Annotated in this window: 22 protein-coding genes; 8 read left to right on the top strand and 14 right to left on the bottom strand. The window is 44.4% G+C overall.

Translation table 11 applies throughout. The features are described from left to right. The first annotated feature begins 436 nt into the window (after nt 1–436). A complete protein-coding gene (locus ACFFAP_RS08990) occupies nt 437–1087 on the top strand; it encodes a methyltransferase domain-containing protein (protein WP_375510888.1) in 651 nt (216 codons plus the stop codon). An 889-nt stretch (nt 1088–1976) separates the two neighbouring features. Continuing rightward, complete coding sequence (locus ACFFAP_RS08995; RefSeq protein ID WP_375510889.1) at nt 1977–3455, top strand: MFS transporter; 1479 nt, start codon at nt 1977–1979, stop codon at nt 3453–3455. 318 nt (nt 3456–3773) lie between these two features. Here ACFFAP_RS08995 and accD read toward each other — a convergent pair whose 3' ends face one another. The 7 genes from accD to ACFFAP_RS09030 form a co-directional block, all read right to left on the bottom strand. After that, the gene (gene accD / locus ACFFAP_RS09000; protein WP_375510890.1) at nt 3774–4724 is read right to left on the bottom strand and encodes an acetyl-CoA carboxylase, carboxyltransferase subunit beta; all 951 of its coding nucleotides are present in this window, start codon (nt 4722–4724) and stop codon (nt 3774–3776) included. 136 nt (nt 4725–4860) lie between these two features. Continuing rightward, nucleotides 4861–5265, bottom strand: coding sequence for a hypothetical protein (locus ACFFAP_RS09005; protein WP_375510891.1), 405 nt, complete (start codon nt 5263–5265; stop codon nt 4861–4863). Nucleotides 5266–5693: 428 nt separating this feature from the next. After that, nucleotides 5694–6563 (bottom strand): prepilin peptidase, encoded by an 870-nt coding sequence (locus ACFFAP_RS09010; protein ID WP_375510892.1) that lies wholly within the window; start codon nt 6561–6563, stop codon nt 5694–5696. Nucleotides 6564–6666: 103 nt separating this feature from the next. Continuing rightward, nucleotides 6667–6927: a hypothetical protein gene (locus tag ACFFAP_RS09015; RefSeq protein ID WP_104908437.1), complete on the bottom strand. Its 261-nt coding sequence runs from the start codon at nt 6925–6927 to the stop codon at nt 6667–6669. Between the two features lie 90 nt (nt 6928–7017). Further along, nucleotides 7018–8106 carry a 3-isopropylmalate dehydrogenase gene (leuB, locus tag ACFFAP_RS09020; protein ID WP_375510893.1) on the bottom strand — a complete coding sequence of 363 codons (1089 nt, stop codon included), beginning with the start codon at nt 8104–8106 and terminating at the stop codon, nt 7018–7020. 140 nt (nt 8107–8246) lie between these two features. Next, the gene (locus tag ACFFAP_RS09025) at nt 8247–10994 is read right to left on the bottom strand and encodes a cation-transporting P-type ATPase (protein ID WP_375510894.1); all 2748 of its coding nucleotides are present in this window, start codon (nt 10992–10994) and stop codon (nt 8247–8249) included. 95 nt (nt 10995–11089) lie between these two features. Then, nucleotides 11090–11647: a hypothetical protein gene (locus tag ACFFAP_RS09030; protein WP_375510895.1), complete on the bottom strand. Its 558-nt coding sequence runs from the start codon at nt 11645–11647 to the stop codon at nt 11090–11092. A gap of 290 nt (nt 11648–11937) precedes the next feature. Between ACFFAP_RS09030 and ACFFAP_RS09035 the strand changes: the two genes are divergently transcribed. After that, a complete protein-coding gene (locus ACFFAP_RS09035) occupies nt 11938–12363 on the top strand; it encodes a universal stress protein (RefSeq protein WP_375510896.1) in 426 nt (141 codons plus the stop codon). Nucleotides 12364–12658: 295 nt separating this feature from the next. Continuing rightward, the gene (locus ACFFAP_RS09040) at nt 12659–13141 is read left to right on the top strand and encodes an SRPBCC family protein (protein ID WP_375510897.1); all 483 of its coding nucleotides are present in this window, start codon (nt 12659–12661) and stop codon (nt 13139–13141) included. A gap of 388 nt (nt 13142–13529) precedes the next feature. Here the strand turns inward: ACFFAP_RS09040 and ACFFAP_RS09045 are convergent, their stop codons facing one another. From ACFFAP_RS09045 to ACFFAP_RS09055, 3 genes are all read right to left on the bottom strand, one after another. Then, nucleotides 13530–15617: a glycoside hydrolase family 32 protein gene (locus tag ACFFAP_RS09045; protein ID WP_375510898.1), complete on the bottom strand. Its 2088-nt coding sequence runs from the start codon at nt 15615–15617 to the stop codon at nt 13530–13532. A 159-nt stretch (nt 15618–15776) separates the two neighbouring features. Then, nucleotides 15777–15983, bottom strand: a complete 207-nt coding sequence (locus ACFFAP_RS09050) for a hypothetical protein (RefSeq protein ID WP_375510899.1) — start codon at nt 15981–15983, stop codon at nt 15777–15779. A gap of 144 nt (nt 15984–16127) precedes the next feature. Further along, nucleotides 16128–16304, bottom strand: a complete 177-nt coding sequence (locus tag ACFFAP_RS09055) for a hypothetical protein (RefSeq protein WP_375510900.1) — start codon at nt 16302–16304, stop codon at nt 16128–16130. A 213-nt stretch (nt 16305–16517) separates the two neighbouring features. On the opposite strand from ACFFAP_RS09055, the gene ACFFAP_RS09060 reads away from it, so the two are divergent. Then, nucleotides 16518–16658, top strand: a complete 141-nt coding sequence (locus ACFFAP_RS09060) for a hypothetical protein (RefSeq protein ID WP_375510901.1) — start codon at nt 16518–16520, stop codon at nt 16656–16658. 75 nt (nt 16659–16733) lie between these two features. Here ACFFAP_RS09060 and ACFFAP_RS09065 read toward each other — a convergent pair whose 3' ends face one another. The 3 genes from ACFFAP_RS09065 to ACFFAP_RS09075 form a co-directional block, all read right to left on the bottom strand. Further along, nucleotides 16734–17360 (bottom strand): NADPH-dependent F420 reductase, encoded by a 627-nt coding sequence (locus ACFFAP_RS09065; RefSeq protein WP_375510902.1) that lies wholly within the window; start codon nt 17358–17360, stop codon nt 16734–16736. A 62-nt stretch (nt 17361–17422) separates the two neighbouring features. Then, complete coding sequence (locus ACFFAP_RS09070) at nt 17423–18022, bottom strand: NADPH-dependent F420 reductase (RefSeq protein ID WP_375510903.1); 600 nt, start codon at nt 18020–18022, stop codon at nt 17423–17425. Between the two features lie 13 nt (nt 18023–18035). Then, nucleotides 18036–18209 carry a DUF3768 domain-containing protein gene (locus ACFFAP_RS09075; RefSeq protein ID WP_375510904.1) on the bottom strand — a complete coding sequence of 58 codons (174 nt, stop codon included), beginning with the start codon at nt 18207–18209 and terminating at the stop codon, nt 18036–18038. Nucleotides 18210–18853: 644 nt separating this feature from the next. Here ACFFAP_RS09075 and ACFFAP_RS09080 point away from each other — a divergent pair. Next, nucleotides 18854–19888 (top strand): hypothetical protein, encoded by a 1035-nt coding sequence (locus tag ACFFAP_RS09080; protein ID WP_375510905.1) that lies wholly within the window; start codon nt 18854–18856, stop codon nt 19886–19888. A 111-nt stretch (nt 19889–19999) separates the two neighbouring features. Here ACFFAP_RS09080 and ACFFAP_RS09085 read toward each other — a convergent pair whose 3' ends face one another. Then, nucleotides 20000–20386 carry a hypothetical protein gene (locus tag ACFFAP_RS09085; RefSeq protein WP_375510906.1) on the bottom strand — a complete coding sequence of 129 codons (387 nt, stop codon included), beginning with the start codon at nt 20384–20386 and terminating at the stop codon, nt 20000–20002. Nucleotides 20387–20526: 140 nt separating this feature from the next. Here ACFFAP_RS09085 and rppA point away from each other — a divergent pair, with 140 nt between their 5' ends. After that, the gene (rppA, locus tag ACFFAP_RS09090; protein ID WP_335083974.1) at nt 20527–21207 is read left to right on the top strand and encodes a two-component system response regulator RppA; all 681 of its coding nucleotides are present in this window, start codon (nt 20527–20529) and stop codon (nt 21205–21207) included. A 90-nt stretch (nt 21208–21297) separates the two neighbouring features. Further along, nucleotides 21298–22578 carry a sensor histidine kinase gene (locus tag ACFFAP_RS09095; RefSeq protein ID WP_375510907.1) on the top strand — a complete coding sequence of 427 codons (1281 nt, stop codon included), beginning with the start codon at nt 21298–21300 and terminating at the stop codon, nt 22576–22578. Nucleotides 22579–22689: the final 111 nt, after the last annotated feature.

The following is a 22689-nucleotide window of genomic DNA, read 5'->3' on the forward strand; positions in this document are numbered from 1 at the left end:
GATAATGGGGGAATGAGGGTGATGAGGGGGACAAAGGGCATAAGGAGAATAACCAATGACTAATGCGCTCTTCCCCCTGTTTCATATTCTGCCGTGTTTCTCAAAGCAATCCAAACTCGTTCATTTTCAGCTAATCGCGTAAAGTTCCGAAAACCGATGAACTCTCTGTGATATTCCACCTGCTGTTTCTGTGCCGCCTGCTGATTTCAAACACTACTGAACCTCCGTTTAATCACGCACTAACCCGGCTCTAGCTAAAGGTCGTGCATGATTATTTCTCGTACTCTGTGCTTAGAAATCGGAACTTGAGCTTCTGAACTTGGAACTCCGTACTCAGAACTTAGAATTGTTGGGTTAGTAACCCTTGTACTTGTGCTAGCACAAAATTTTTTATATAATTCAGCCTGTATATTCACATAAAATTATTAGCATTCCAATGATCAACGTCCACACGAGATACTGGCTTAAAAATGACTTTTATCACATTACTACAACTGTGGTAAATCTGCTACTAGCCAGAAATCCAAATAGGATTAAGCCGAAGGCACGATTTCTCAATTTAGGATGTGGAAGAAAAGGCATTCAGACAGAAGACTGGCTAAACTGTGATGGTTTTCTTCAAACTAGCGTGGATTATGTTTTCGACATAACCGGAAAGATGCCTTTGAAAGAGGCTCGTTTTGAAGGGATTTTTACAGAACATTTTTTTGAGCATTTAACCCCTGACGACACCAAAATATTTTTATCAGAATGCCTTAGAGTACTCAAGCCCGGTGGTATTTTGAGGTTGTCTGTTCCTGATGGAGAGCTTTACCTAAATCGATACTTTAACGATCATGAGTGGATGATGCAGCGAAGACCTGAGGTCAAACCTAGAACACGCATGGCGATCGTAAATGAGGTATTTCGGCAAGGATTTGAACATCAATATTGTTACGATTTTGAAACAATGAAAGTTGTGCTTGAAGAATCGGGATTTAAGGACGTACGTAGGGTTGATTTTCAAACGAGTAGTATTCCTGAACTATTAATAGATCAGGAGTCGCGAAGATTTGAAAGTCTATACGTAGAAGCTACCAAGCCCTAAAAAGTTAGGTAGGGTTTTAAGAGGTTGTTTGAAAAGTGGTTGGCTGTGATTTTAGGCACTTATTGATCCCCTATAACCCACGCCAGTCGCTCCACTTGGGGAGACCCCAAGACCGCGCCCGCTCTCCTTAAAAAAGCTACGGTGTACACACAAGTCCTAGTATGCAAGGGTTCCAACCCTTCCAGCCCCATAAATACCTAAATTTGGAGCAACTGGAAACTCCATTTATCCCGCTAATTTTTAGGGCTAGAGCAACGAAACCAAGTTTTAGGTGTAGATTTCAAGACTTGTGTGTACACCCTAGCTTAAAAAGGGGGGAACCGCAATAAAAGTCCCTTTTTAAGGGGAGACCCTTTAGTGCATAGCGCAGTGTAAAGCCTTCTCTACGAGACGCACTCGCGTTCGCTTAGAGCGAGGTACGAGCGTCTGGGGTTTCCCTTATGAGCAAGTGGCATGGATTTAGGCGAATCTAGAACGTTTTGCTACCGAGAAGAGAACTTTTCAAACATCCTTTAAGGCTTACAATGTCTTTGAAGCATAGAAAGGCAGTTTAGTGTTAATTTTTTGTGGTCAATTTCTAATAGCTAATGTCACCCCTAAATTTATTTATGGGGATGTTAATTTTTTTTTTAATTTTTAATTTTTAATTTTTAATTTTTAATTACCTGAAGGGGTTGACAAACTGGTTATCAAAGTTATTAATGATCCACTTTAAGTATATTTGTTTAGCTGCGAAGCGGAAATAGTAGATGATATTTTACTTATTTGAAATTTTGATTGAGAATTGCAAGCTAAAATAACGAAAACTTATCAAGAATGCTCATGAAAGCATACTGAGTTCCTCAGCAACCAGATTTATGTCAGCATGTTTTACTCATAAACATACATTATGGATTTTGTTCAGGTTGAAACAACTGCGCCACGGATTCTGGAAATTCCCCAGATTGCCTCACCATCCACAGCACTTTCTCTAACCTCTCGAATTCCCAAGGATGCGATTCGTAGTAGTTTAAAGGCCTCCACTACAGATTCTGTCTTAGCAGCGATTTACTCCCTTGGAACTGGTGGGATTTTACTCAGCAATTTTTTGGTGGAATTGGGTGCTAGTCCAGTGGTATTTGGGATGCTGTGCTCTATCCCAATGTTGGTCAATCTTATTCAGCCGTTGGGTGCTTACTTGTCTGAACGTAGCACCAGCCGCTTTCAATATTCTCTTCGGACACACGGAATTGGTCGGCTGCTATGGCTGGTTCTAGTAATCGGTATTGTTGGCGTAAGCTTGGGGGTGATTAATAATCACCAGTTAGTGATATTGACACTCTTGATTGTTCTATTCAGTAATCTTTTGGGAGGACTAGGAGCAGCATCGTGGTTAAGTTGGGTGGCAATGATAGTTCCCCGGCAATTGCGAGGCAGGTATTTTGGGATACGCAATAGTGCTGCTAGCCTCACCAATTTGGTTTGTGTACCAATAGCCGGTCTAGTTGTATCACATTGGTATAGTGGAAGTATCCAAGGCTATGGGATGGTTCTGCTGGTAGGTATAGTGTTTGGGATTGTGGGATTGGGGTGTCAATATTTCCAGGTGGATATGAATCCGCGATCGCAAAACACTTATTATGGCAAGTTACCTCAAACAAATGAGATTGAACAAGAGGTAAAGGAGCAGGAAGTAGGGAGCAAGGCGGATAGTTCAGATGGGGATTCGACACTTCGGCTACGCAGTTCGACTGCGCTCACCGTAAACTCAGTGACCACCCCACCTGTTGCGCCAGCTTCCAGTATCTGGAAAAACTCTAACTTTTTGAGATTTCTGCTGTATTTCAGCTTCTGGGCCCTTGCTGTTAACCTCAGCAGTCCTTTTTTTAACCTCTATATGCTCGACACGCTGGATTTAGACGTGAGCTACGTGACTATCTACAACAGCCTTCAGGCGGGGGCAACTTTGCTGATGCTCATCGTGTGGGGCAAATTAGCAGACAAGATAGGCAATCGTCCCATTTTGATCTGTATTGGGATTTTGGTTGCAGCCACACCATTGCTTTGGCTGGGGATTGGTGCTAATCGCCTTGACATTTGGTTGTGGTTACCCCTGTTACACATATTGACTGGAGGTACTTGGGCGGCGATTGACTTGTGTAACAACAATATACAATTGGCGATCGCACCAATTAAAAATCAGTCTATCTATTTTGCGATCGCAGCTGCCGTTGCTGGAGCGAGTGGTGCTTTAGGCACAACTATAGGCAGCTTCATCATCCAATTTGCTCAGTTTGGAGGCTTACTGGGGTTGTTCGCCCTCTCTAGTCTATTTCGACTAGCAGCGCTTATCCCACTACTTTGTGTCAAAGAGGCAAAGAGAGCATGAGCGAGTAGGGAAGAAGCAGGGAGCAAGGGGGATAAAAATTACCTATTTCCTCTCTGTTGCCAGCAAGAACTGCCCCTGTGCCTCTTCCAATGCCCACTTGCCCTGAGCGAACGCGAGTGCGTCTCCAAGAGTTGCCGAAGGGATGCCCAATTCCCAATACTTTGACTCCTTTCGACTTCGCTACCTCGGCTTTGGCTCCATCAAGCGACTTGTACTGAGCGTAGTCGAAGTAAGTCGAGATGCTCGGTACAAGTCAAGGCAAGTCGCAGTTCGACTGCGCTCACCGTAAACTCAGTACAAGTGCCCCTGCCCAATGCTTTATTCTGCGGCGGTAGAAGTCAAAGACATTGTTTCCCACAACACCATCTGAGGTGTTGTTAGTACAGGCTGGTGTAGGGCAATCAGCTGGGCTAGGGTGTTCTTTAATTGGGTACGGGGTACGATATCATCAACAAAACCATGCAGGAGTAGATCTTCAGCAGTCTGGAAATTTTCGGGTAGTTTTTCCCGCAGGGTTTGCTCAATCACTCGCCGACCGGCAAAACCAATGGTTGCCTTAGGTTCTGCCAAAATGATATCGCCCAACATCGCAAAGCTAGCGGTAACGCCGCCTGTTGTGGGATTGGTCAAAACAGGAATATATAATAATCGCGCATCTTTATGGCGCTGTAGGGCTGCGGAGATTTTCGCCATCTGCATCAGGGAGAGCATTCCTTCTTGCATTCTCGCGCCACCGGAGGTGCAGACGATAACTACAGGATACCGCCGTTGAGTAGCTTGCTCAATCATGCGGGTGAGTCTTTCTCCCACGACGGAACCCATGCTACCACCCATGAAGCGGAAGTCCATAACCCCAAGGGCAATGGGTAAACCATTTATTTGACCTAAACCAGTTTTAACTGCGTCTATTAAGCCAATTTTCTCCTGCATTTCCCGCAAGCGATCACTGTAGAGTTTGCGATCGCGAAATTCGAGCGGATCGGTTGGACGCAAATGCTCGTCTAGCGGTTTCCAGGTATTATGATCTATCAATTGACGGATGCGCTCATCGCTGTCTACCCGATTGTGATGACCACATTCGGTACAAACCATCTGGTTGGCTTTCAGGTCTTTTGTATATGCCAACACACTGCACTTAGAACATTTATGCCACAGCCCATCAGCAATTTCACGTTCTTGGCGTTCGAGGCTGGTAGATCCTGACTTCCGTCGATTTGCAAACCAATCAAATAGAGACTTTAAACCGCGTGATTCTTCGTTGTTAGCCATTTTTTATTTTATTTTAAGTGGGTATGAGGTCGAAAACATGTCAAGCCGTATTGGGTTGTCCTTAGCCTTTTGTCATTTGTCTTTATTAATGACTGATGGCTACATCGTCAAACTACTCTTTTAAGCAATTCAGACCTTAATTTTCATCTTTGGTTGCCAGCTTAACGAAAATACTTATGCCAATACAAGTCTCTTGCTCTTTTTTCAGCAGACTTAAATTATATGGACATACTGACAAAGCCATAAGAATACCAACCTCCAAATAAGATGCTTTCCCCCTCCTACCCAAATCAATGATTCGTATTGTTAGGTTATGAGCAATCAGCATCTGTTGCACTAGTTGTGCTTGCCAACGGTTAATCGTCGTTAACGGATTACGGAAGTCCCCACGTTCAATGTATTCATAAGATGGGGATTGTGAGCAGCTGATGACGATTGCATCCAGGATATATAAGGAATCACCGATTTCTCGGATATTATAGTTAGTGTCTTGACCATCAATGCCACAAGCGAAAACCAAGCTTATAGGTATATGTTGCAAGAAAACCCTTCCCTACGGGATGCTACGCGTAGCTTGCTTCTCCGAAGGAGTAGGGCACAGCTATGGGTAAAAGATTTGGGTCTTGGGAACCAGGACTTCTGCCCTTAGAGGGATGTCATACTAATAGAACTACGGAGTTCTCTTGGGTATTCCCTATGAATTGGGAGAGCTACATTCGTCTAGACGGCGGGGTAGTTAACAAGGGTAATACAAGTCACAAGCTGAATATTATCAAAATATCAAGGGTAGATGGGGTAATGCTGGTTACAGTCACAAATTATAAATATTTATTATGAATGGGCATTGGGCATGGGAAAGAGGCTCCAGGGGCGGGGTGCTGCTCTTGCTGAGGGGAAAACTCTTCTCCCTTGCTCCCTTGCTTCTTCCCCTGATCCCCATGCTCCCTGCCTCCTGCTCCCCACTCCAATTCAAGACGCTGGAAAAAATAACCGTAGGTAGCTAGACAAAATGGCTTCGCCGCTAAATAGAGTAATCACAGATCCTAAAGCCAGAAAAGGGCCAAAAGGCATCTTTTGTCCTAACCTTGGTAGCAATGTCTCTTGACTTGCGGCTTCTCTTTGAGACGCTTTGCGAATGCGTCTACGCATAATTACACTGCTACCAATTAACGCTCCTAGCACACAAGCAATAAAACTAGCCAAGAGCAAATATTTCCAGCCTAACCAGGCTCCCATCATGGCTGCTAACTTGGCATCACCTGCACCCATTGCAGCTTTACCAAAGGCAATTGAACCTAATAGGGCGATCGCATCAAATAGCCATAATCCTAATACCGCACCAACGATAGCCATTATCAGGTGATTTACCAATGCTACAAAACTACCCTCAGGTAGAAAACCAACCACCATTTGAAATAAAATCCCCACCACTAAACCCGACTGAGTAAGTGGATTGGGTAGGGTCATTGTATCTAAGTCGATGAGCGATAGCGCCAATAACCAACTGCAAAAAGCCCAATAGCCTATTGTTAAAGTCGAAACTTGAAATACCAAAAAAATTAGTAAAAAAATTATGCCCGTTACCCCTTCTACCACAGGATAACGGACAGAAATTTTGCTTTTACAATATCGACACCTCCCTTTTAAGGAAATCCAGCCGAACACTGGTACATTGTCGTAAGCTTTTAGCTGGTTTAAGCATTTAGGACAACGAGAAGGCGGCCAAAGAATTGACAACCCAGCAGGTAGGCGATAAACAATAACATTGAGAAAACTACCGATAGATGCACCCAAAGCAAAGACCATTACACTCGCCGGGATGGCGAACAAAATGTCCATATAGTCATTTGTCCTTTGTCATTTGTCCTGTGTCATTTGTGCTGTGTCATTTGTCCTTTGTCAATAACTAATGACCAATGAGCAATGAACTAATGACCAATGACTAATACATGTGGGATTCAATTTGACTTAAGGGCACAAAACACTCTTGAGGTAAAAGAACTGGTTGGTTAGTAAAAATAACCTTACCTCGATGAGTCACACGATTAATTGCTACACCGGAAGGTTGCCCAGCTATTTCGGGATGAACTTCACAGTGAGTATAGTATATCTGCCCAGCAGCTCGGATTACAGCAGGATCAATCAAAGGCGATTGGTTCTTTGGGGCGGTAAAATTTACTTGACCTTGTCGTAATGCGTACACTATCGACTGTTATTTGATTGCTAGATTTCCCTTTAGTCTACCCGAAACTTATAGCAAAGGTTGCCATATTGCCCAGTTTGCTCTATAAAATTATTTTTGTTCAAGAGCCTTAATTAGTGAGTCTCCCATAGCGCGGCAACCAAGGAGGTTTTTTCCTGGAGAATTTATATCCCCGGTGCGATCGCCTTGTTCTAAAACTTGCAATACGGCTTGTTCGATGTGATCTGCCGCTTTTGGCTGGTCTAAAGCGTAGCGTAACATCATCGCCACACTCAAAACCTGTGCTAGAGGATTTGCCTTATCAAGTCCGGCGATATCTGGGGCGGAACCGTGGACTGGTTCAAACACACCAGGCCCAGAAGCGCCCAAACTAGCTGAGGGTAACATCCCAATACTACCTGTGAGCATGGCAGCAGCATCAGAAAGAATATCACCAAACAAATTGCCTGTAACGATGGTGTCGAACTGCTTAGGAGCGCGTACTAACTGCATAGCAGCATTATCTACATATAAATGAGAGAGTTCGATATCTGGATATTCTTGAGAAAGTTGAGTGATGCGATCGCGCCACAGCTGAGATACTTCTAATACATTGGCCTTATCCACCGAACAAAGTTTCCCACCGCGTTTTTTTGCTGCTTCAAACGCCACTCGCCCAATACGCTCAATTTCCGACTCTGTGTAAACCATTGTATTTACACCGCGTTTTTCACCAGTTTCTGTAGCAAAAATTCCTTTGGGTTTACCGAAGTAAATCCCACCAGTGAGTTCGCGCACCACCATAATATCTACGCCTTCTACAATTTCGCGTTTCAAAGTCGAGGCGTCGATTAGCTGGGGCAAAATTTTCGCTGGGCGCAAATTGGCAAATAATCCTAAACCTGCACGTAATCCTAACAAACCTGCTTCTGGGCGTAAATTGGATGGCAGAGAATCCCACTTATAACCACCAATTGCAGCGAGTAATACAGCATCACTGTTACGGCAAGTATCTAGAGTGGCAGATGGTAGGGGTTCGCCTGTAGCGTCAATAGCTGCACCACCGATCAGGGCTTCTTGGTATTCAAACTTCAGATCAAATTGGTTCCCTACGACTTTCAGCACATCTACCGCCACTGCCATAATTTCAGGGCCAATGCCATCGCCGGGGAGTAGAGTAATGCGGTAGTTTTGGGTCATAGCTAGTTTTACTGGGTAAATGCTTGCAGATTAAATATCATACCTAGCAAAATGTACTGATGGAGTTTTTTATTTATTTGGGTGCGGCTCTAATGTAATCATTTGGCTTTGTATTAAACTACTATCGGACTCCTATATCCCTAGTTGAGCGGATCGAAACGCTGCAAGATCAGAGCTATAAACACCACTGGCAAACCTACACCCATGCAAATGAGAGCTTGGATAAATGTTAAAGGTGTGGTGTCAAACACTTGATTCATTATGCTCCACTGACTGAACAGACATTGTAAAATCACCACAGCTACAATTCCGATCGCAGGTGCATAAGCTACGGGTGTGCATTTACCTTGGATTCTCACGACTAGAGATGGTAAAAACTGGGTAATGCTTAACAGGTAAAAGACTTCTGCTGCCACCAATCCATTAATCGCCATCGTACGAGCTAAGGCTTCATTGCCTGTAGTTTGAAGTATCCATTGAAACACCCCAAAAATTACTACCCAATTGAAAACAGAAATCGCTAATATGCGCTTAAGTAAACTACCTGATAAAAGCTTTTCTCTAGGGTTGCGTGGTGGTTGCTGCATCACCTGCCCAGATTTTGGCTCAAAGGCGAGGGGAACAATCAACCCTACTGAACTGACCATGTTCAACCAGAGAATTTGGATTGGTAAGATGGGAAGCACAGTTGCCAGGAGAATGGCAATCAAAATCGTCATGGATTCTCCCACGTTGATCGGCAGCAAGAAGGCGATCGCTTTTCGTAAGTTGCGGTAAACACCACGCCCTTCCTCCACAGCAGCTTCTATTGAAGCGAAATTATCGTTAGTTAGAAGCATATCCGCCGATTCTTTGACAACCTCTGCCCCGGCTATGCCCATCGCTACACCAATATCTGCCTGTTTGAGAGCGGGAGCATCATTGACACCATCTCCAGTCATGGCAACAATTTCACCCTGAGACTGCAACGCTTTTACCAGATGCAATTTTTGTTCTGGGGCAACTCGCGCAAATACCATACCTTTCTCAGCCGCTTGGGTGAATTCATTTTCATCCATTTGAGCTAATTGCTGTCCGGTGAACGCCTGTTCTTCGGTGGAGCAAATTCCCATTTTACGGGCGATCGCAGCTGCTGTTAGTGCATGATCCCCAGTGATCATCTTCACCTGAATTCCAGCAGATTGACAGGCTTTTACTGCGGCGATCGCTTCCTCACGGGGCGGATCGATTATCCCTTGAAGTCCTAGAAATACCAGTCCTCGATCGATATCATGGCGCTCCAAGGAACGCTTTTGAAGGGTAACTTCTTTCCTGGCAAAAGCTAGCACTCGTAACCCTTGGTTTGCCATGCGACCAACTTCCTGTTCCACTGCGGCAGCATTGAGAGGAGCTTGTCCTTGAGCATCAAGCATCTGATCGCATCGTTGGAGAATTGCCTCTACAGAACCTTTGAGATAAATGATATTGAGCGATCGCTTTGCATCTAATTCATGCAAAGTTGCCATGTATTGGAATTGAGACTCAAAAGGAATAGTGTCTATTCTAGGTAATTGCTCTAGATTCTCTTGCGTCAATCCCGCTTTATTGGCAGCCGTAATCAATGCTCCCTCAGTTGGGGTTCCTACTAAGTCCCAGTGTCCATCTCCCCATTCAATGTGAGAATCATTGCAGAGCAATCCTGCTTCCAGGGATTCCCAAAGAGCAATATGTCCATCTGCATTGAAATCAACAGGCTGTTGATTGATCAGGATTTCACCGTCTGGGGCATAACCAATACCGCTAACGGTGTAGTGTTGCCCACCCGCATAAATCTTTTGAACCGTCATCTGATTTTCAGTTAACGTCCCAGTTTTATCAGAGCAGATAACAGTAGTACTTCCCAAGGTTTCCACTGCGGGTAGCTTGCGAATAATTGCCTTACGTCGTGCCATCCGGGAAACTCCGATCGCTAAAGTGACGGTAACAATTGCAGGCAATCCTTCTGGAATCGCGCTGACTACCAGAGCTACACTCGCTTTAAAAACATCAATCCAAGATTCGCCTTGTCCTAATCCAACTGCAAATGTCAGAGCAGCCAAACCTAAAATGACATACAACAAGGTTTTGCTAAACTTGTCAATATTTCGCGTTAGCGGTGTTTTCAGATTTGTGCTGCTTTCAATTAACTGCGAGATGCGACCGGTTTCAGTGGCATCTGCGATCGCCACTACAATCCCTTCTGCCTGTCCAAAACTGACGAAACTTCCTGCATACACCATATTGCTGCGTTCCGCTAACGGTGTTTCCACAGCCAGCGATGCCGTTGCTTTCTCAACCGGAACGGATTCGCCTGTTAAGGCAGACTCGTCAACTTGCAATCCACGTACACTTAATAGTCGCAGATCCGCAGGTACTTTATCCCCAGATGCCAGCAATACCAAATCACCCAGAACAAGTTCAGTCGAAGCCAAACGAGTTTTTTGACCATCGCGAATTATAGTTGCTTCGGTAGTGACGGCTTTGGATAAAGCAGCGATCGCGCCTTCTGCTTTCGATTCTTGAATGTAGCTAATGATGACATTAATTAGGGTGACGGCAAAAATTACTCCTGCATCTATCCAATCTCGCAGCAGCAGCGTTACTACTCCCGCCGTCAGCAAAATATATAGTAGTGGTTGATTAAATTGCTCTAAAAATCGTAGCCAAGGACTTTTTCCACTTTTACCAGTCAGTTGATTTGCACCCATCTGCTGGTGTCGTTTGCTAGCTTCTTCATGGGTCAAACCTGCTTCCAGATGGCTGGCTAACGTTTGCACAACCTTTTGTTCACCCAGAGTATGCCATTCATAGTTGAGTAAATCTTTTGTTGTTTGGGCAAAAGTATTTGTAGCGATCGTATTTGCTGTCATCTCAGTCTCCAAATTGAAGTAACCGTTAAACTAATTCGTAATTAAGACTCATCAGATTTAATATCGATTTCTCTGTTTGAATCTCTACCTTTTTTTCAAATTTGTGTTACTAACGAGAATCTTTTGCTAGGTTCATAAACATGCCACTCTTGCACACCCCAGTAACGGAGAATGGATTCTGCTTGCCAGATTTCATCTGCTGTTCCTTCTACCTTCACCAAAAATTTTTCTTGGCAGGTGGCTGGCTCACAGAGTCTAGCTTGCCTTTCGGGAGCAAACCAACCTTGAAATGCGCCATAAATACTGCCAAAAATCGCACTCGCTCCACCCGCTAGCAGTGTACTCACCACAGATTCAACCGCTAATGCCGGCCCAAAACCGGGAATAACTAATACGCCAAGTCCGGTTGTTAGTGCCAGGAAGCCCCCGGCTGTTCCTCCTGTAATTGCGCCTGCTTTAGCACCTTCGATCGGAGTTATGGAATGTTTACCCGCATTAGCATCCTCGTGCAACTTTTCGTCTTCAGAGTCTAAAGTCAACACAGAAATTTTCTGCATGGGAAAGTCAATCGCTCTGAGTTCATCAAGCACCTGTGTTACAGCCTGACGGGTAGAAATGATGCCGATCGCATTTTTAACTGGACTGAAATTCATCACAACATCTCCTATCAAAATCAGTAAGTTTAAAACGAAGCTTTATTAATCTCAAAATAGTAAAAAACTATAGTTTTCTAGTGTGAGCATGAACCGTATTAGGTAAAAAATTCGTTTTAAACCTCAGTTAGCTTAGTTTCGTTTCTCTGCTTCTTTTCCAGGATTGCTGATGAATGTGAACGAAAAGTGAATAAATTGCTTATCCTACTTAATTTCACTTTTAAATCACATTTATCCCTGAAGCTAAAAGACAACAAAAGTGAATGAAGTAATTGATTATTGGAGCGGATATGAGCTTTAAGAAGATTTTGGTGGCGGTCGATGATTCACCTGCGACTGCAACAGTGTTTATAAAAGCGCTAGAGTTAGCCCAAAGAGATGCTGCTCAGTTGATGATTGGTTACAGCATTGAGCTAGCAGCTTCTAGTCAACTTACTGTGAACTTAGTAGACCTGGAAATAGAAACACAACAGGCACAAAGTTTACTCCAGTTGTACTATCAGAAAGCGAAAATATTAGGCATTATGGCAGAATACAGTTATCAAACAGGAGAGCCTGGGACTAACATCTGTGATTTAGCCCGGAGTTGGGGAGCAGATTTGATTGTGCTTGGTCGTAGAGGACTTAAAGGATTTGCCGAACTTTTAGCAGGAAGTGTGAGCAATCACGTCGTTCATCACGCTCCATGTTCCGTTCTGGTTGTTCAAGGCCAGTAATTCCTTGACAACTGTCTACCAACCGCCAGAATTTTGCTGTTCAAACGTGAGTTTTCTACGAATAGTATTTATTATGCTTTACAAGAAACAATCTAGTTTCCTCGTAGTCCACCAAAAAACTTTGCAGGGTTTATGGTAGGAAAATCAAGTTATTTTCTCCCCCTGCTCCCCCTGCTTTATCTGCCTGCCTTCACCCGTAATTTTTGGGTTGGTCGATTACTAGGACTAGAATACATGGGGTTATTTTTAGCAGGAATAACCGTTTTAATTCTGGTTTTCTTATCAACTCATACCCATGAAAATCTATACTGAAATCGAAATTCAGGCGTCCGATAAGCAAGTATGGAATTTACTCACTGATTTTGCCAGTTTTCCACATTGGAATCTGTTTATTCGTCAAATTAGTGGGTTGCTGAGTGAAGGGGCACAGCTAACTGTTCACTTTCAGCCTCCGGGTACAAATATTATGACCTTTCGCCCGACTGTGATTACGGTAGAATCTAATCGCAAATTGCGTTGGTTAGGGCACTTTTTGATCCCAGGATTATTTGACGGTGAACACAGCTTTATCATTGAACCGCTAGGAAGCGATGTCTACGACGGGCTACGCCTACGCGTCCGCTTCATTCAGCAAGCATCTTTCCAAGGCTTACTAGTACCTCTGCTGGCTCATCGATTAAATATTGACGTTCGCCAAGGGTTTGAAGCCATGAACCAAACATTGAAAACCAAGGCAGAACGCATTAATCAAACTACGACTACTTCATTAAATCGCTAAATCGTTTTTTCAAGTCAACTGCTAGGATCAACCTGTTGAGAGTTGACAGCAGGGCAGGGAGTGAGATAGATAGTCGCCTAGAACATCAATAAGGCGATGTCTGGCGACAAGCCCTTCTCTACGAGAGGCTGCGCCAACAGGTTCGGGAGTGACGCTCCTGCGTCGCTAACGCTGCGCTAACGCAAGACGCTCGTTCGCCCTTGGCGTCTCCCTTTGGGAGAAGACTCGCTAACGCTGCGCTAACGACGGGAACCGCCAGACGCTCACGGACTCGCTAACGCTACGCTATCGCTCTTAGCGTCTCCCCTTGGGAGAAGACTGCGACCCCCTCACCGCTTTGCGTCTACGCACTGATGGTTGATTAGTTTGCAGTCGTTATCTGAAATCATCAGTCATCACTGAACGGGTATATAACCAAGCTCACTATCTTTGCATTTCCCCCTGTTGCATACAGCTTGAAGTCTTTATTGGCTGAATTAGGAAAGAATAAACTGCTTAACACTACGCGTCCATCGCCCGCAAACACTTCTACCGAACTTCGATCCACGAGAATCCGAAGTTTTAAGATGCTATTATTCGTGTCAGATGTCACAACAGGCACCTGAGTGATCTGCGATCTTTCACGCTCGTGGACATTCCTGAAGTATGATACGAGTCGCTGATTTGTTGGCACTGCAAGAGGAACAGAGGCAGACAACCATTTACCGATAAACCCATAAAATTGTTGTTTTAATTCTGAAGTCGATCCACCAGCTTCAGAAGCAGAGCGCGTTAGTGATAGCTCTCCCTTGTCGGAACCAGTACGTCGCCATGCCAACACCATTCCTTGATCTGTATTACCCGCTCGAAGATGAATCTTTATTTCAGAGTTCACTTTGGGCAAACCAGCAACATCAATTGCTATGTCAGCATCGAAAGCAGTGGAACGAAAATTCTGAAGCTCCTCCGGTGTCTTGTTGGTAAGTGGTTTATCCCGCAGCTGAGTAACACGCCCGACAGCAGAATTTCTCAGAACCGCTAGTTCTTGAACCGGAGTTTGAGTAAGCCAATATGTGCCAGAGTCATCTCTAATTAGCCCCACGTCTCGCGGAATACTCAATTGCCCTCGCCATGGCGTTGTAGGAACTTTGTGGGCGTATTGCCAATTATTTTGCCAGCCAGCAACTATTCGTCGTCCTGGAGTGTTAGACCAGGTTTGAGACGCATAAAAATCTGACCCAAAATCTAAAGGTTGAGGCTGTGACTCCTTCTTGAACTGCTTACCATCAAATTCGCCGATTATATAGAGGCTACGTGACGTAAAATATCGTGACCTTTCACATTCCTTTTTGGCGTCAGTGAGCGGCATTCCGGCACTGTTTGAAAGACCCTGGCATGTCACGGGCGAGGGGAACCCTTCGCCATACAGCAGTACCCACTTGGTCTCGTTAGTCTTTGAATTGCTGACAGGTAATTCAATCAGATCTGGGGTTTCGACAAAAGGACTATTAGTGGTGAAGCTGTTGTAGAGGGGAATAGAGGAAAGAAGGTTCCATTGTCTCAGATTTAAAGATTCGTAAAGCTCGACTTTACTTCCAACAGCTAACACCATAATCCAGCGTCCCTTATAAGGAAACACCTTCGGGTCCCGAAAATCTGGCTTTGGAGGTGTTAAGTTAGGCAACACACTCTGCGGGGCTTTAAAGGACTCACCTCCATCGCAGCTAGCAGCAAGCCACTGGTCCTGGAGTGAGATAATAGGAGTATTCTTCGTGAATATCGAAGCGACACAAAGCTTTGAGCAGTTGCAGGCTAGCTGTTTTGCTGCCAAACCATCAACGACCACCGCCGATCCCGAAAAGGGAGACCAAACTTGCTCCTGATCATCACTACTTGGGAGGAGAGCCATCGACGGACTGAACATCGCGTCTCTGCGCTGAGACCAGTGAACCAGATCTGTGCTAACCGCATGTCCCCAGTTTATTGGCCCAGGATCCTGGGAGAAAGGAACTGCCTGATAATACAGATGATACGTCCCGTTTAGGTAGACAAGACCGTTCGGATCGTTCATCCATCCCCATAAGGGGGCAAAATGAAAGAAAGGTCTCCATGAACTTTTGGGATATTCCTGCACATTCAGCCGAACCGTTTCAGAACCTCCCTTGGAGTAATAAGGGTTTGGGGCTATTTTAACCGTCAAGTTAAAGTTCTGATCTTTAGGGACATTGAGAGGCACAGCAACTTCCAGTAAAATCTGCCCTTTTGCTCTGCCCTGTCCAAGTCCTTTTTTACTGAGAAGCCTGACACCAATCCGCGCATCTGAGGAAGCGACCGAGGTCGCAAAATCGATCCCATCTCCGATCACAGTAATACGGCGTGTTTCACCCTGATGAACACTACCACCTCCAACAACCTTTTCGATCGCAGACCGAGCAGGAGCGGGAAAAATCAATAAAGCCGCGGTCGCATAGAGTACAGAAACAGTACGCACCTTCATCGCTCTTCTCCAAACAATATCCCTGCAATTCCGGCTGAAACTTCACCACCTTGACGCAAGGAAGTGGATGGATGCATTACATACATATTAAATTTTCATGGTAAGCATTTAATGCAGTAAACAAAAAATAATACTTTTCCGCTTTCTATGACGCTCCATTCATGGAAGAACGTCACTATTAGCGTTTTCTATCAAGTCAACTGCTAGCATCACCTGTTGAGAGTTGCGAGCAGGGCAGAAAGTGAGATACATAGTCGCCCAATACGGTTCGGTTAAGACCAAAAAGCCTGTAAACTTAGCTTTGTCTTCAGTATGCGTTCGGTAATAATGCAACGGTGGCAAATTCTCACTGATATCCCTTGTCATCAAATCTGTTACAGTGTTTAAAGCCGAATGGCACTAAGAAAAGCTCTAAGATATGTGGAATAAGGACTACAGCTTTTAAAGCTATTTAAAAGTATTGGGATGGTTTAGGCAATTGTCCTTGATGCAGTTTCATGGAAGCGATGCCTACGGCGGTAAACTACGCCAATAAGTTTCATGGAAGCGATGCCTACGGCGGTAAACTACGCCAATAAAGTTCATCGCTCTTAGCGATCGCTGTGCAGAGCCAGGGAATGAGATGTACGGGTTGTGTAAATTTTGTGGTAGGTAGAAAAAGCTTACTCGTTCATGAAATACTTTCACAAGAGACGAGCAAGCAAATATAACTACTACTGTGACACTACAAGTACAAATCCTCTCTTGATAAATTCAGTCAGAGTATGGGATTACCTTTTAAAGAATTGTTACCAACAAGTGCAATTGAGCAAGCTCTGGCAGAGCTAAAAATTAAATATAAGCAGCGGTTATTTGACCCGACTGTAACCTTCTAAAAAACGTTTCCAAATTTATTGCACTTTGCTTAAAGTTATTGCTCATAAGCCTGTTCCAGAACGCCCAGGTCGTAGTGAAGCACGAGTCCGTAAACGCCGCCCGAAAGCTTACCCCTTAATGATCAAACCCCGGCACGAATTACGTAAGCAATTGCAAATTGCTTAAACCACAAGTGTTTCAGCTTTTCTTAGTGCCATTCCACTATGGATGTTTGAAACTGCCGTTGCGTCAAAGGCGCTCTCACCGAAGTCGGCGGACGAAGTGGAGATCGAGGCCGGATAGTGGAGCGCCGACCTCATGCATTGCACCACCCGTTGCGAGGGACCCGAGATCAACCGCGACCAAGCCGGTGCTGTTGATCAACTCCATCACCATCTGTTTGGCTTCCTGGTCGTCGCCGGAAGTGAAGATGACTGTGCGGGGTTTGTTCGGTGAGAAATCCTGTATCCAGGCCATTGGCATGTTGCTGATCGATTTAACGAGCCGCGCGCCAACTGCCATCTCAGCAACCATCTCGCTAGAGGTGCGCCCCTTCAATGCGGCACGCGATCTGGTCACGCCAGCCAGACTAATGTCCGGCACAGCGTCCACATGTGCGTTCGTTGCATCGATCAGGATGCGGCCTCGCCAATCAACTCCCTTTAGAGCATCGGCCACACGTACCCAATTCGTGGCAAGAATGACGACGTCGCATTCGGCAGCCTGTTGCTTCGTCCCCGCGATCGCGCCTGGACCCAGATCAGCAACAAAATCAGCAAGCGTCTCCGGTCCTCTTGAATTTGATACGACTATGCTGTGACCAGCGGTTAACAAATGACGGCCAAACGTACCCGTGACGGTACCGGCGCCTATAAAGCCTACTTTCATGACTAATCTCCTCTCTTGGGTTGGACTTGCGACCGAGCTTGCCGTTCAAGTGATTGCTGCAATCAGCCGAGCTTGACCAGATTCTGAAATAGAAGGCCGCCAGGACGCCCGCCCAGAACATGAAGGGGTACGCCGCCCTGATCGAGGCTTCCGAGTTCGACTGGAGCAAAGCCAAGTTGATTTGCTACGGCCGCAACGGTCGCGCTGGCATCGGCGTCATTGCTCGATACGAACACGGCCTGCCGCTGCCCCTCCACGAACGGATTCGTTCCAAGCTGTTTTGCGGGCAGATGATTGAAGGCCTTCACGAGGCGCGCTCCGACAAACGCTTTGGATACGACTTCAGTAGAGAGGAGACCTCCTAGCTCTTCCGGAGCAACATGAAAGGCATTCGTGACGTCGACAACGATCTTGCCGTTCCACTGCTTGAGTTGCTTCGCCACCTCTTTGTGAGCAGGAAATGGGACAGCGAGGAAGATGATCTCAGCCTCAAAGGCGTCTTGAATGGATTGGGGATGGACGCTGGGACCGAGTTCTTTCTTCAAAGACGCAAGCGTCTCAGGTCCACGGGTGTTTGCGATTCCGACTTCGATATTCTTACGCGCGAAGGTGCGTGCGAGCGCGATACCAATGTTGCCGGAACCAATAATGGCGTACTTCATAAAGAATCTCCAGTCACTCAGCACGTGCTGAGCATTGTTGAGGGTTATTTGTTGTTACGACTGACGCGACGAATCGTAGAGTCTCGTGCGTCAGCCTATTTGAAATTGGGATAGTGACAGATGAGTCAGCCGGATTCTCACTTCGATACTCAATCTTTTTATCAAAATAGTCGATTTTCCAGTACATTTACCTTACCGTTTCCAGCAATTTTCCCAGCAAGCTTTTTCATAAATCGTCATATACCTCGTGAATACTGACTAGAATGGCACTAAGAAAACGCGAAACCATTGTCTGGGGGAGGTGTGGGAGAAAAGAGAATTTGTACTTCCCCCTGTGACCACACTTCCCTGTCTGACCACACTTCCCTCTGTGCTTACACTCCCCACACTCAAAAGCCAGTTACATTAAGAGTTTGCGCTTATCTTATTATCATTGGTGTCACAGTAGTAGTAATTTTGGTTTTGGCTTATTCGTCTCAAACACAGTATTTCACGGACGAGTAAGCTTTTTGTACCTCCAAAAATTCTTGGGGCAATCGTACATCATCTCTTTCTCGGCGAGCGCCTGGATCATACCATTACTGCGCTCTCTGGCATTAAAAGCTGTATCCCCTATTGTGTATGACTTATAGCTTTTCTTAGTGCCATTCGTTTAAAGCCTAAGAAACCACAATTCCATCTGAATGTGATTGAACAAGCGATTGCTAAAGCAAAAGCAGGTGAAGAGCGAAAACGTGCTTTACTATCTCACTTAGTGGTAAGGCATTGAGCTGTACGTATTGACATTCCTTCTACCCCCTAAACGGTTACGTTTCTACTAAGGTTACAAAAATGCTGCTTAAGTTAGGTATTCTGTCACTTGGGTTGGGATTTGCGGCTCATTGGTTTGCAGTTTGGTTTGGCATCAATGCCAAAAGCATTCCCTATCTTGAAGAACTGATGAATACCGCGATCGCACTGGGGTTATACATCAATGTTTTAGGTATTGATAGAACTTTATTTAAAAGAAATCTAGGATTAATTAGTAGGATTTTAGTTTTCGGAGTCCCAATAAAAATCGTGTTGCCTGGTTTTCTTCTGGCTCTTTTTTCACCCAGTGTTGCACCTATAGCTTACTTATGTGCGACAGTGATTGCTCAAATGGATCCAATTGCCGCAGCTAAATCTCTTGATAACAGCAAGATTAGCAGAAAATCGGAGACTATTTTGAGGGCTTGGACTAGCTTTGATGATCCAGTTACTATACTATTTGCTTTTTATATTTTTCTACCACTGCTAGTCTCAAATAATTTCAGTTTTAGTCAATATTTTGTGCGGATTGCTGCTGATATTATCGGCTGCCTTACAATTTATTATATTAGTCGGTTGTTAAATATAATACATAATATGAAAAAATATTTAGAAATAATTTTTATAATAATAATTATTGTCTACAGTGTTTTATCTGATTCATTTATTTTGCCTGCATTTTCTGGTATCTTTCTGAGACCGATTGCATCAGAAAAATTAGAAATCATTATTTCTCCTATTTTTTATTTTAGTGTGATTGTTATTGGTTTATTGTCTACCAATCTCAGGTTAGATTGGTTATCTGGTGGAATATTAGCATTTTCCACATTTTTCTTGGGGCAAATTATTGTCACTTTGCTGTTTATAAAGGAGTCTATGAGCAACAAGGCAAGAGTTATGTTTGGTCATCAAAATGGGATGACTGCAATTCTGCTAACCGTTGCTATTGAAGTATCTGGTTCAGACAAAACAAGAGATTTGTTGTCGGTTACATTACCAGCAATCATTTTAATTGCTTTATTTTACTTTAGTACTAATTATCTTTTAGACCGAATTTTACCAAGCTCCCAAACTTAACAGTTCGGTAACTAAATTTTAGTTCAAGGAGGCTTTCGTAGAGGCATTTGTCTGATTCGATGCTGCTTAATGTCGCCCTGGATAGTGTAACCGCGCAAGATACCATCAATATTAGTCAACAACTTCATAGCGTACTAACTTCCTCACATCCTCACGGGGTAGACCTAGTTCTTGGGCAATTGTCGCTTCTATTTGGCTGAATTCTATTGTTGGAAGTTCTAATTCCAGTCGCTTCAAGATGGGGTCTGCTGTTTCCACTTCTACCTGGGTAATTCTTTTAGTTCGGTTGACGGCAGCGTTAATGAGCAACACATTGACTGATACCCGTGCTTCAATTTGAGTATCTGACTGAAGTTTTTTCTTCGTGGAGTAGGGTCGGCTTAACTCTTGAGCAGCTAGGAAATTACAGCCAAGCCAAAACACAACCGCTACCAGTGGTAGAGGCAACCAAAACTCTAATCCCAGCCCTTGCAGCCAACGTTTACTAATACGCCACACACTACACCTGCTTCTGATTTTGCTAGATCACAGTTCATGTATATCCTAATCAGGTAGACAATCCTCTGAAATCTGACTGATGAAAGACGTTGAGATTGCTTCAATGGATTATTCTAAACAAGCACAAGTGTATAAAGGTGATGAAAATCTTACTGGTAGAGGATGATCCAAAGCAATTAATGCCGTTACAAATGGTTCTCTCTCAGGCTGGACACAGCGTTGATGGTGTCAAGGATGGTGAAACAGCTCAATGGCTTTTGGCTGAAAAAGAATATGACCTGTTGATTTTAGATTGGATGTTACCTCGGATTAGTGGAGTAAGTTTGTGTCAACAGTATCGGGCGGCGGGAAAAACAGCTCCTGTATTAATGATCACGGCAAAAGATACCACACCCGATAAAGTCATAGGATTAGATGCCGGAGCTGATGATTACCTGGTCAAACCGATTGATATCGTGGAGTTCATGGCACGGGTGCGGGCATTGAGGAGGCGATCGCCCCTTTGGCAAGGAGACACCCTCTGGTTGGCAGACCTGCAACTTCATCTTGATACACTAATTTTGGAGCGACAAGGGGCGATCGTATCCCTTTCCAGCCAAGAATTTCAGTTGCTTGAGTACTTCATGCGTCATCCTAAGCAAGTTTTGACTCGTAACCAAATTGAGCAAGCCGTATGGGAGTGGGGTAGTGAGCCAGAAAGCAATGCAATCACCGTTTTAGTTCGTAAACTTCGCCAACGTTTGCAAACATTAGCAGCAGCCGATTGGATTGAAACTGTTTACGGCATGGGCTATCGTCTCAACCCTCCAAAACCATCTTGAAATTTAATAATGGCAACGCAGAGTAGAAATATAGTGTAGTTTAATTACTTGAAAAGCGTTGTAATTACGAATTACGAATTAGTATGAGTTGTGTTTAACCGCAGTCGTCGTAACTTAGCTCGTTGGTTTACCCTTTCAATGGGGTGCATTCTCATTCTCTTTGCTGGAGTCATTTATAATCTTGAGGTGAAAGACAAGCTCAAAGCATTAGATAAACTGCTTTATAAAAGAGCAGAGCTAATGGCAGCCAGTTCGCAGTATCGCTTGTATCAAGGACAAAAACAAGTCGATCTGAGCAATGTACCGCTATTGGGTAGTGGTTCTCACCCTGCTGATATTGAACTGGTGTATATTCGCTGGTATGACCCCAATGGCAAACTCAATCGGTTTTTTGGTACTCCACCTCCAGAGCAGTTAGAAATAGCATCTGAGTTTCTCACGATTAAGTCTGTTGACCAGTTTACAGGTAAGACGCTTTGGCTTCGTCAAGTCACGCTACCTGTTCAAGGAGGAAATTCGGTCATCGGTTATCTGCAAGTTGCTATCCCACTGACAGAAACTCAAAACGATCTCAGAGAATTTCAGTTAATATTGACCCTTGCTGTACCTGTAGCACTGGGGTTAATTGGACTTACAGGTTGGGTACTCAGTGGCATAGCTATGCAGCCTGTTCAGCTAGCCTATAATCAACTGCAACGCTTTACATCAGATGCTTCTCATGAGTTGCGATCGCCCCTTTCTGCGATTTTGACTAATGCCCAAGTTGGGTTATTAATGGCAGCACACCATCCCCAAATCCATCCCTCAGTGGAGAACATCATTGATAGCGCCAAGTCGATGAGTACCTTGGTCAATAACCTATTGCTGTTAGCTCGGCATCAGGGAAAATTAACTCCCGAATCTCTTAAAAAGGTTAATCTTAATAGCTTGCTAGAGAATTTAGCTGTTTATTACAATACTGTTGCTGCAAAAGCGTCGATCGAGTTGATCAGCCATTTACCAAAACAACCTATTGAGTTGTTGGCTGACCCCGATTTGTTGCGGCTAGCTGTGGAAAACTTACTCAACAACGCTTGCAATTATACTCCGTCTGGTGGAACTGTCTGGTTACGCTTAGAACCTCATCCAGATCGGGCAGTAATTCAGGTCATCGATACTGGAATTGGAATTCCAGAGGCAGATTTACCTTACATTTTTGATCGCTTTTACCGGGTTGACACAGAACGTGCCAGAGAAAGCGGCGGATTTGGGTTGGGATTAGCGATCGCTCAACAAATTATCCAGGCTCACGGCGGTCACATTCATGTGATGAGCAACGAGGGTAAAGGCTCGACGTTCCAGATAAAATTACCGCTTATGAGCCATTCCTAAATCACCTTTAAGAGATGATTCATAATGAAAATCTAAACCAAACAGCTATATTTAACGACCCGCTAACAGAGAAGACACTGTTAGCGAATTCAAGTTAAATTAATCCAAACG

Origin of the sequence: uncultured Nostoc sp. (assembly GCF_964245575.1) — a bacterium.
Taxonomy (GTDB): domain Bacteria; phylum Cyanobacteriota; class Cyanobacteriia; order Cyanobacteriales; family Nostocaceae; genus Nostoc.

Coding starts and splice junctions, on each gene's coding strand:
- ACFFAP_RS08990 (WP_375510888.1), top strand. CDS start 437: ATGATCAACGTCCACACGAGATACTGGCTTAAAAATGACTTTTATCAC.
- ACFFAP_RS08995 (WP_375510889.1), top strand. CDS start 1,977: ATGGATTTTGTTCAGGTTGAAACAACTGCGCCACGGATTCTGGAAATT.
- accD (WP_375510890.1), bottom strand. CDS start 4,724: ATGGCTAACAACGAAGAATCACGCGGTTTAAAGTCTCTATTTGATTGG.
- ACFFAP_RS09010 (WP_375510892.1), bottom strand. CDS start 6,563: ATGGACATTTTGTTCGCCATCCCGGCGAGTGTAATGGTCTTTGCTTTG.
- leuB (WP_375510893.1), bottom strand. CDS start 8,106: ATGACCCAAAACTACCGCATTACTCTACTCCCCGGCGATGGCATTGGC.
- ACFFAP_RS09025 (WP_375510894.1), bottom strand. CDS start 10,994: ATGACAGCAAATACGATCGCTACAAATACTTTTGCCCAAACAACAAAA.
- ACFFAP_RS09030 (WP_375510895.1), bottom strand. CDS start 11,647: ATGAATTTCAGTCCAGTTAAAAATGCGATCGGCATCATTTCTACCCGT.
- ACFFAP_RS09035 (WP_375510896.1), top strand. CDS start 11,938: ATGAGCTTTAAGAAGATTTTGGTGGCGGTCGATGATTCACCTGCGACT.
- ACFFAP_RS09040 (WP_375510897.1), top strand. CDS start 12,659: ATGAAAATCTATACTGAAATCGAAATTCAGGCGTCCGATAAGCAAGTA.
- ACFFAP_RS09045 (WP_375510898.1), bottom strand. CDS start 15,617: ATGAAGGTGCGTACTGTTTCTGTACTCTATGCGACCGCGGCTTTATTG.
- ACFFAP_RS09050 (WP_375510899.1), bottom strand. CDS start 15,983: ATGACAAGGGATATCAGTGAGAATTTGCCACCGTTGCATTATTACCGA.
- ACFFAP_RS09065 (WP_375510902.1), bottom strand. CDS start 17,360: ATGAAAGTAGGCTTTATAGGCGCCGGTACCGTCACGGGTACGTTTGGC.
- ACFFAP_RS09070 (WP_375510903.1), bottom strand. CDS start 18,022: ATGAAGTACGCCATTATTGGTTCCGGCAACATTGGTATCGCGCTCGCA.
- ACFFAP_RS09075 (WP_375510904.1), bottom strand. CDS start 18,209: ATGTACTGGAAAATCGACTATTTTGATAAAAAGATTGAGTATCGAAGT.
- ACFFAP_RS09080 (WP_375510905.1), top strand. CDS start 18,854: ATGCTGCTTAAGTTAGGTATTCTGTCACTTGGGTTGGGATTTGCGGCT.
- rppA (WP_335083974.1), top strand. CDS start 20,527: ATGAAAATCTTACTGGTAGAGGATGATCCAAAGCAATTAATGCCGTTA.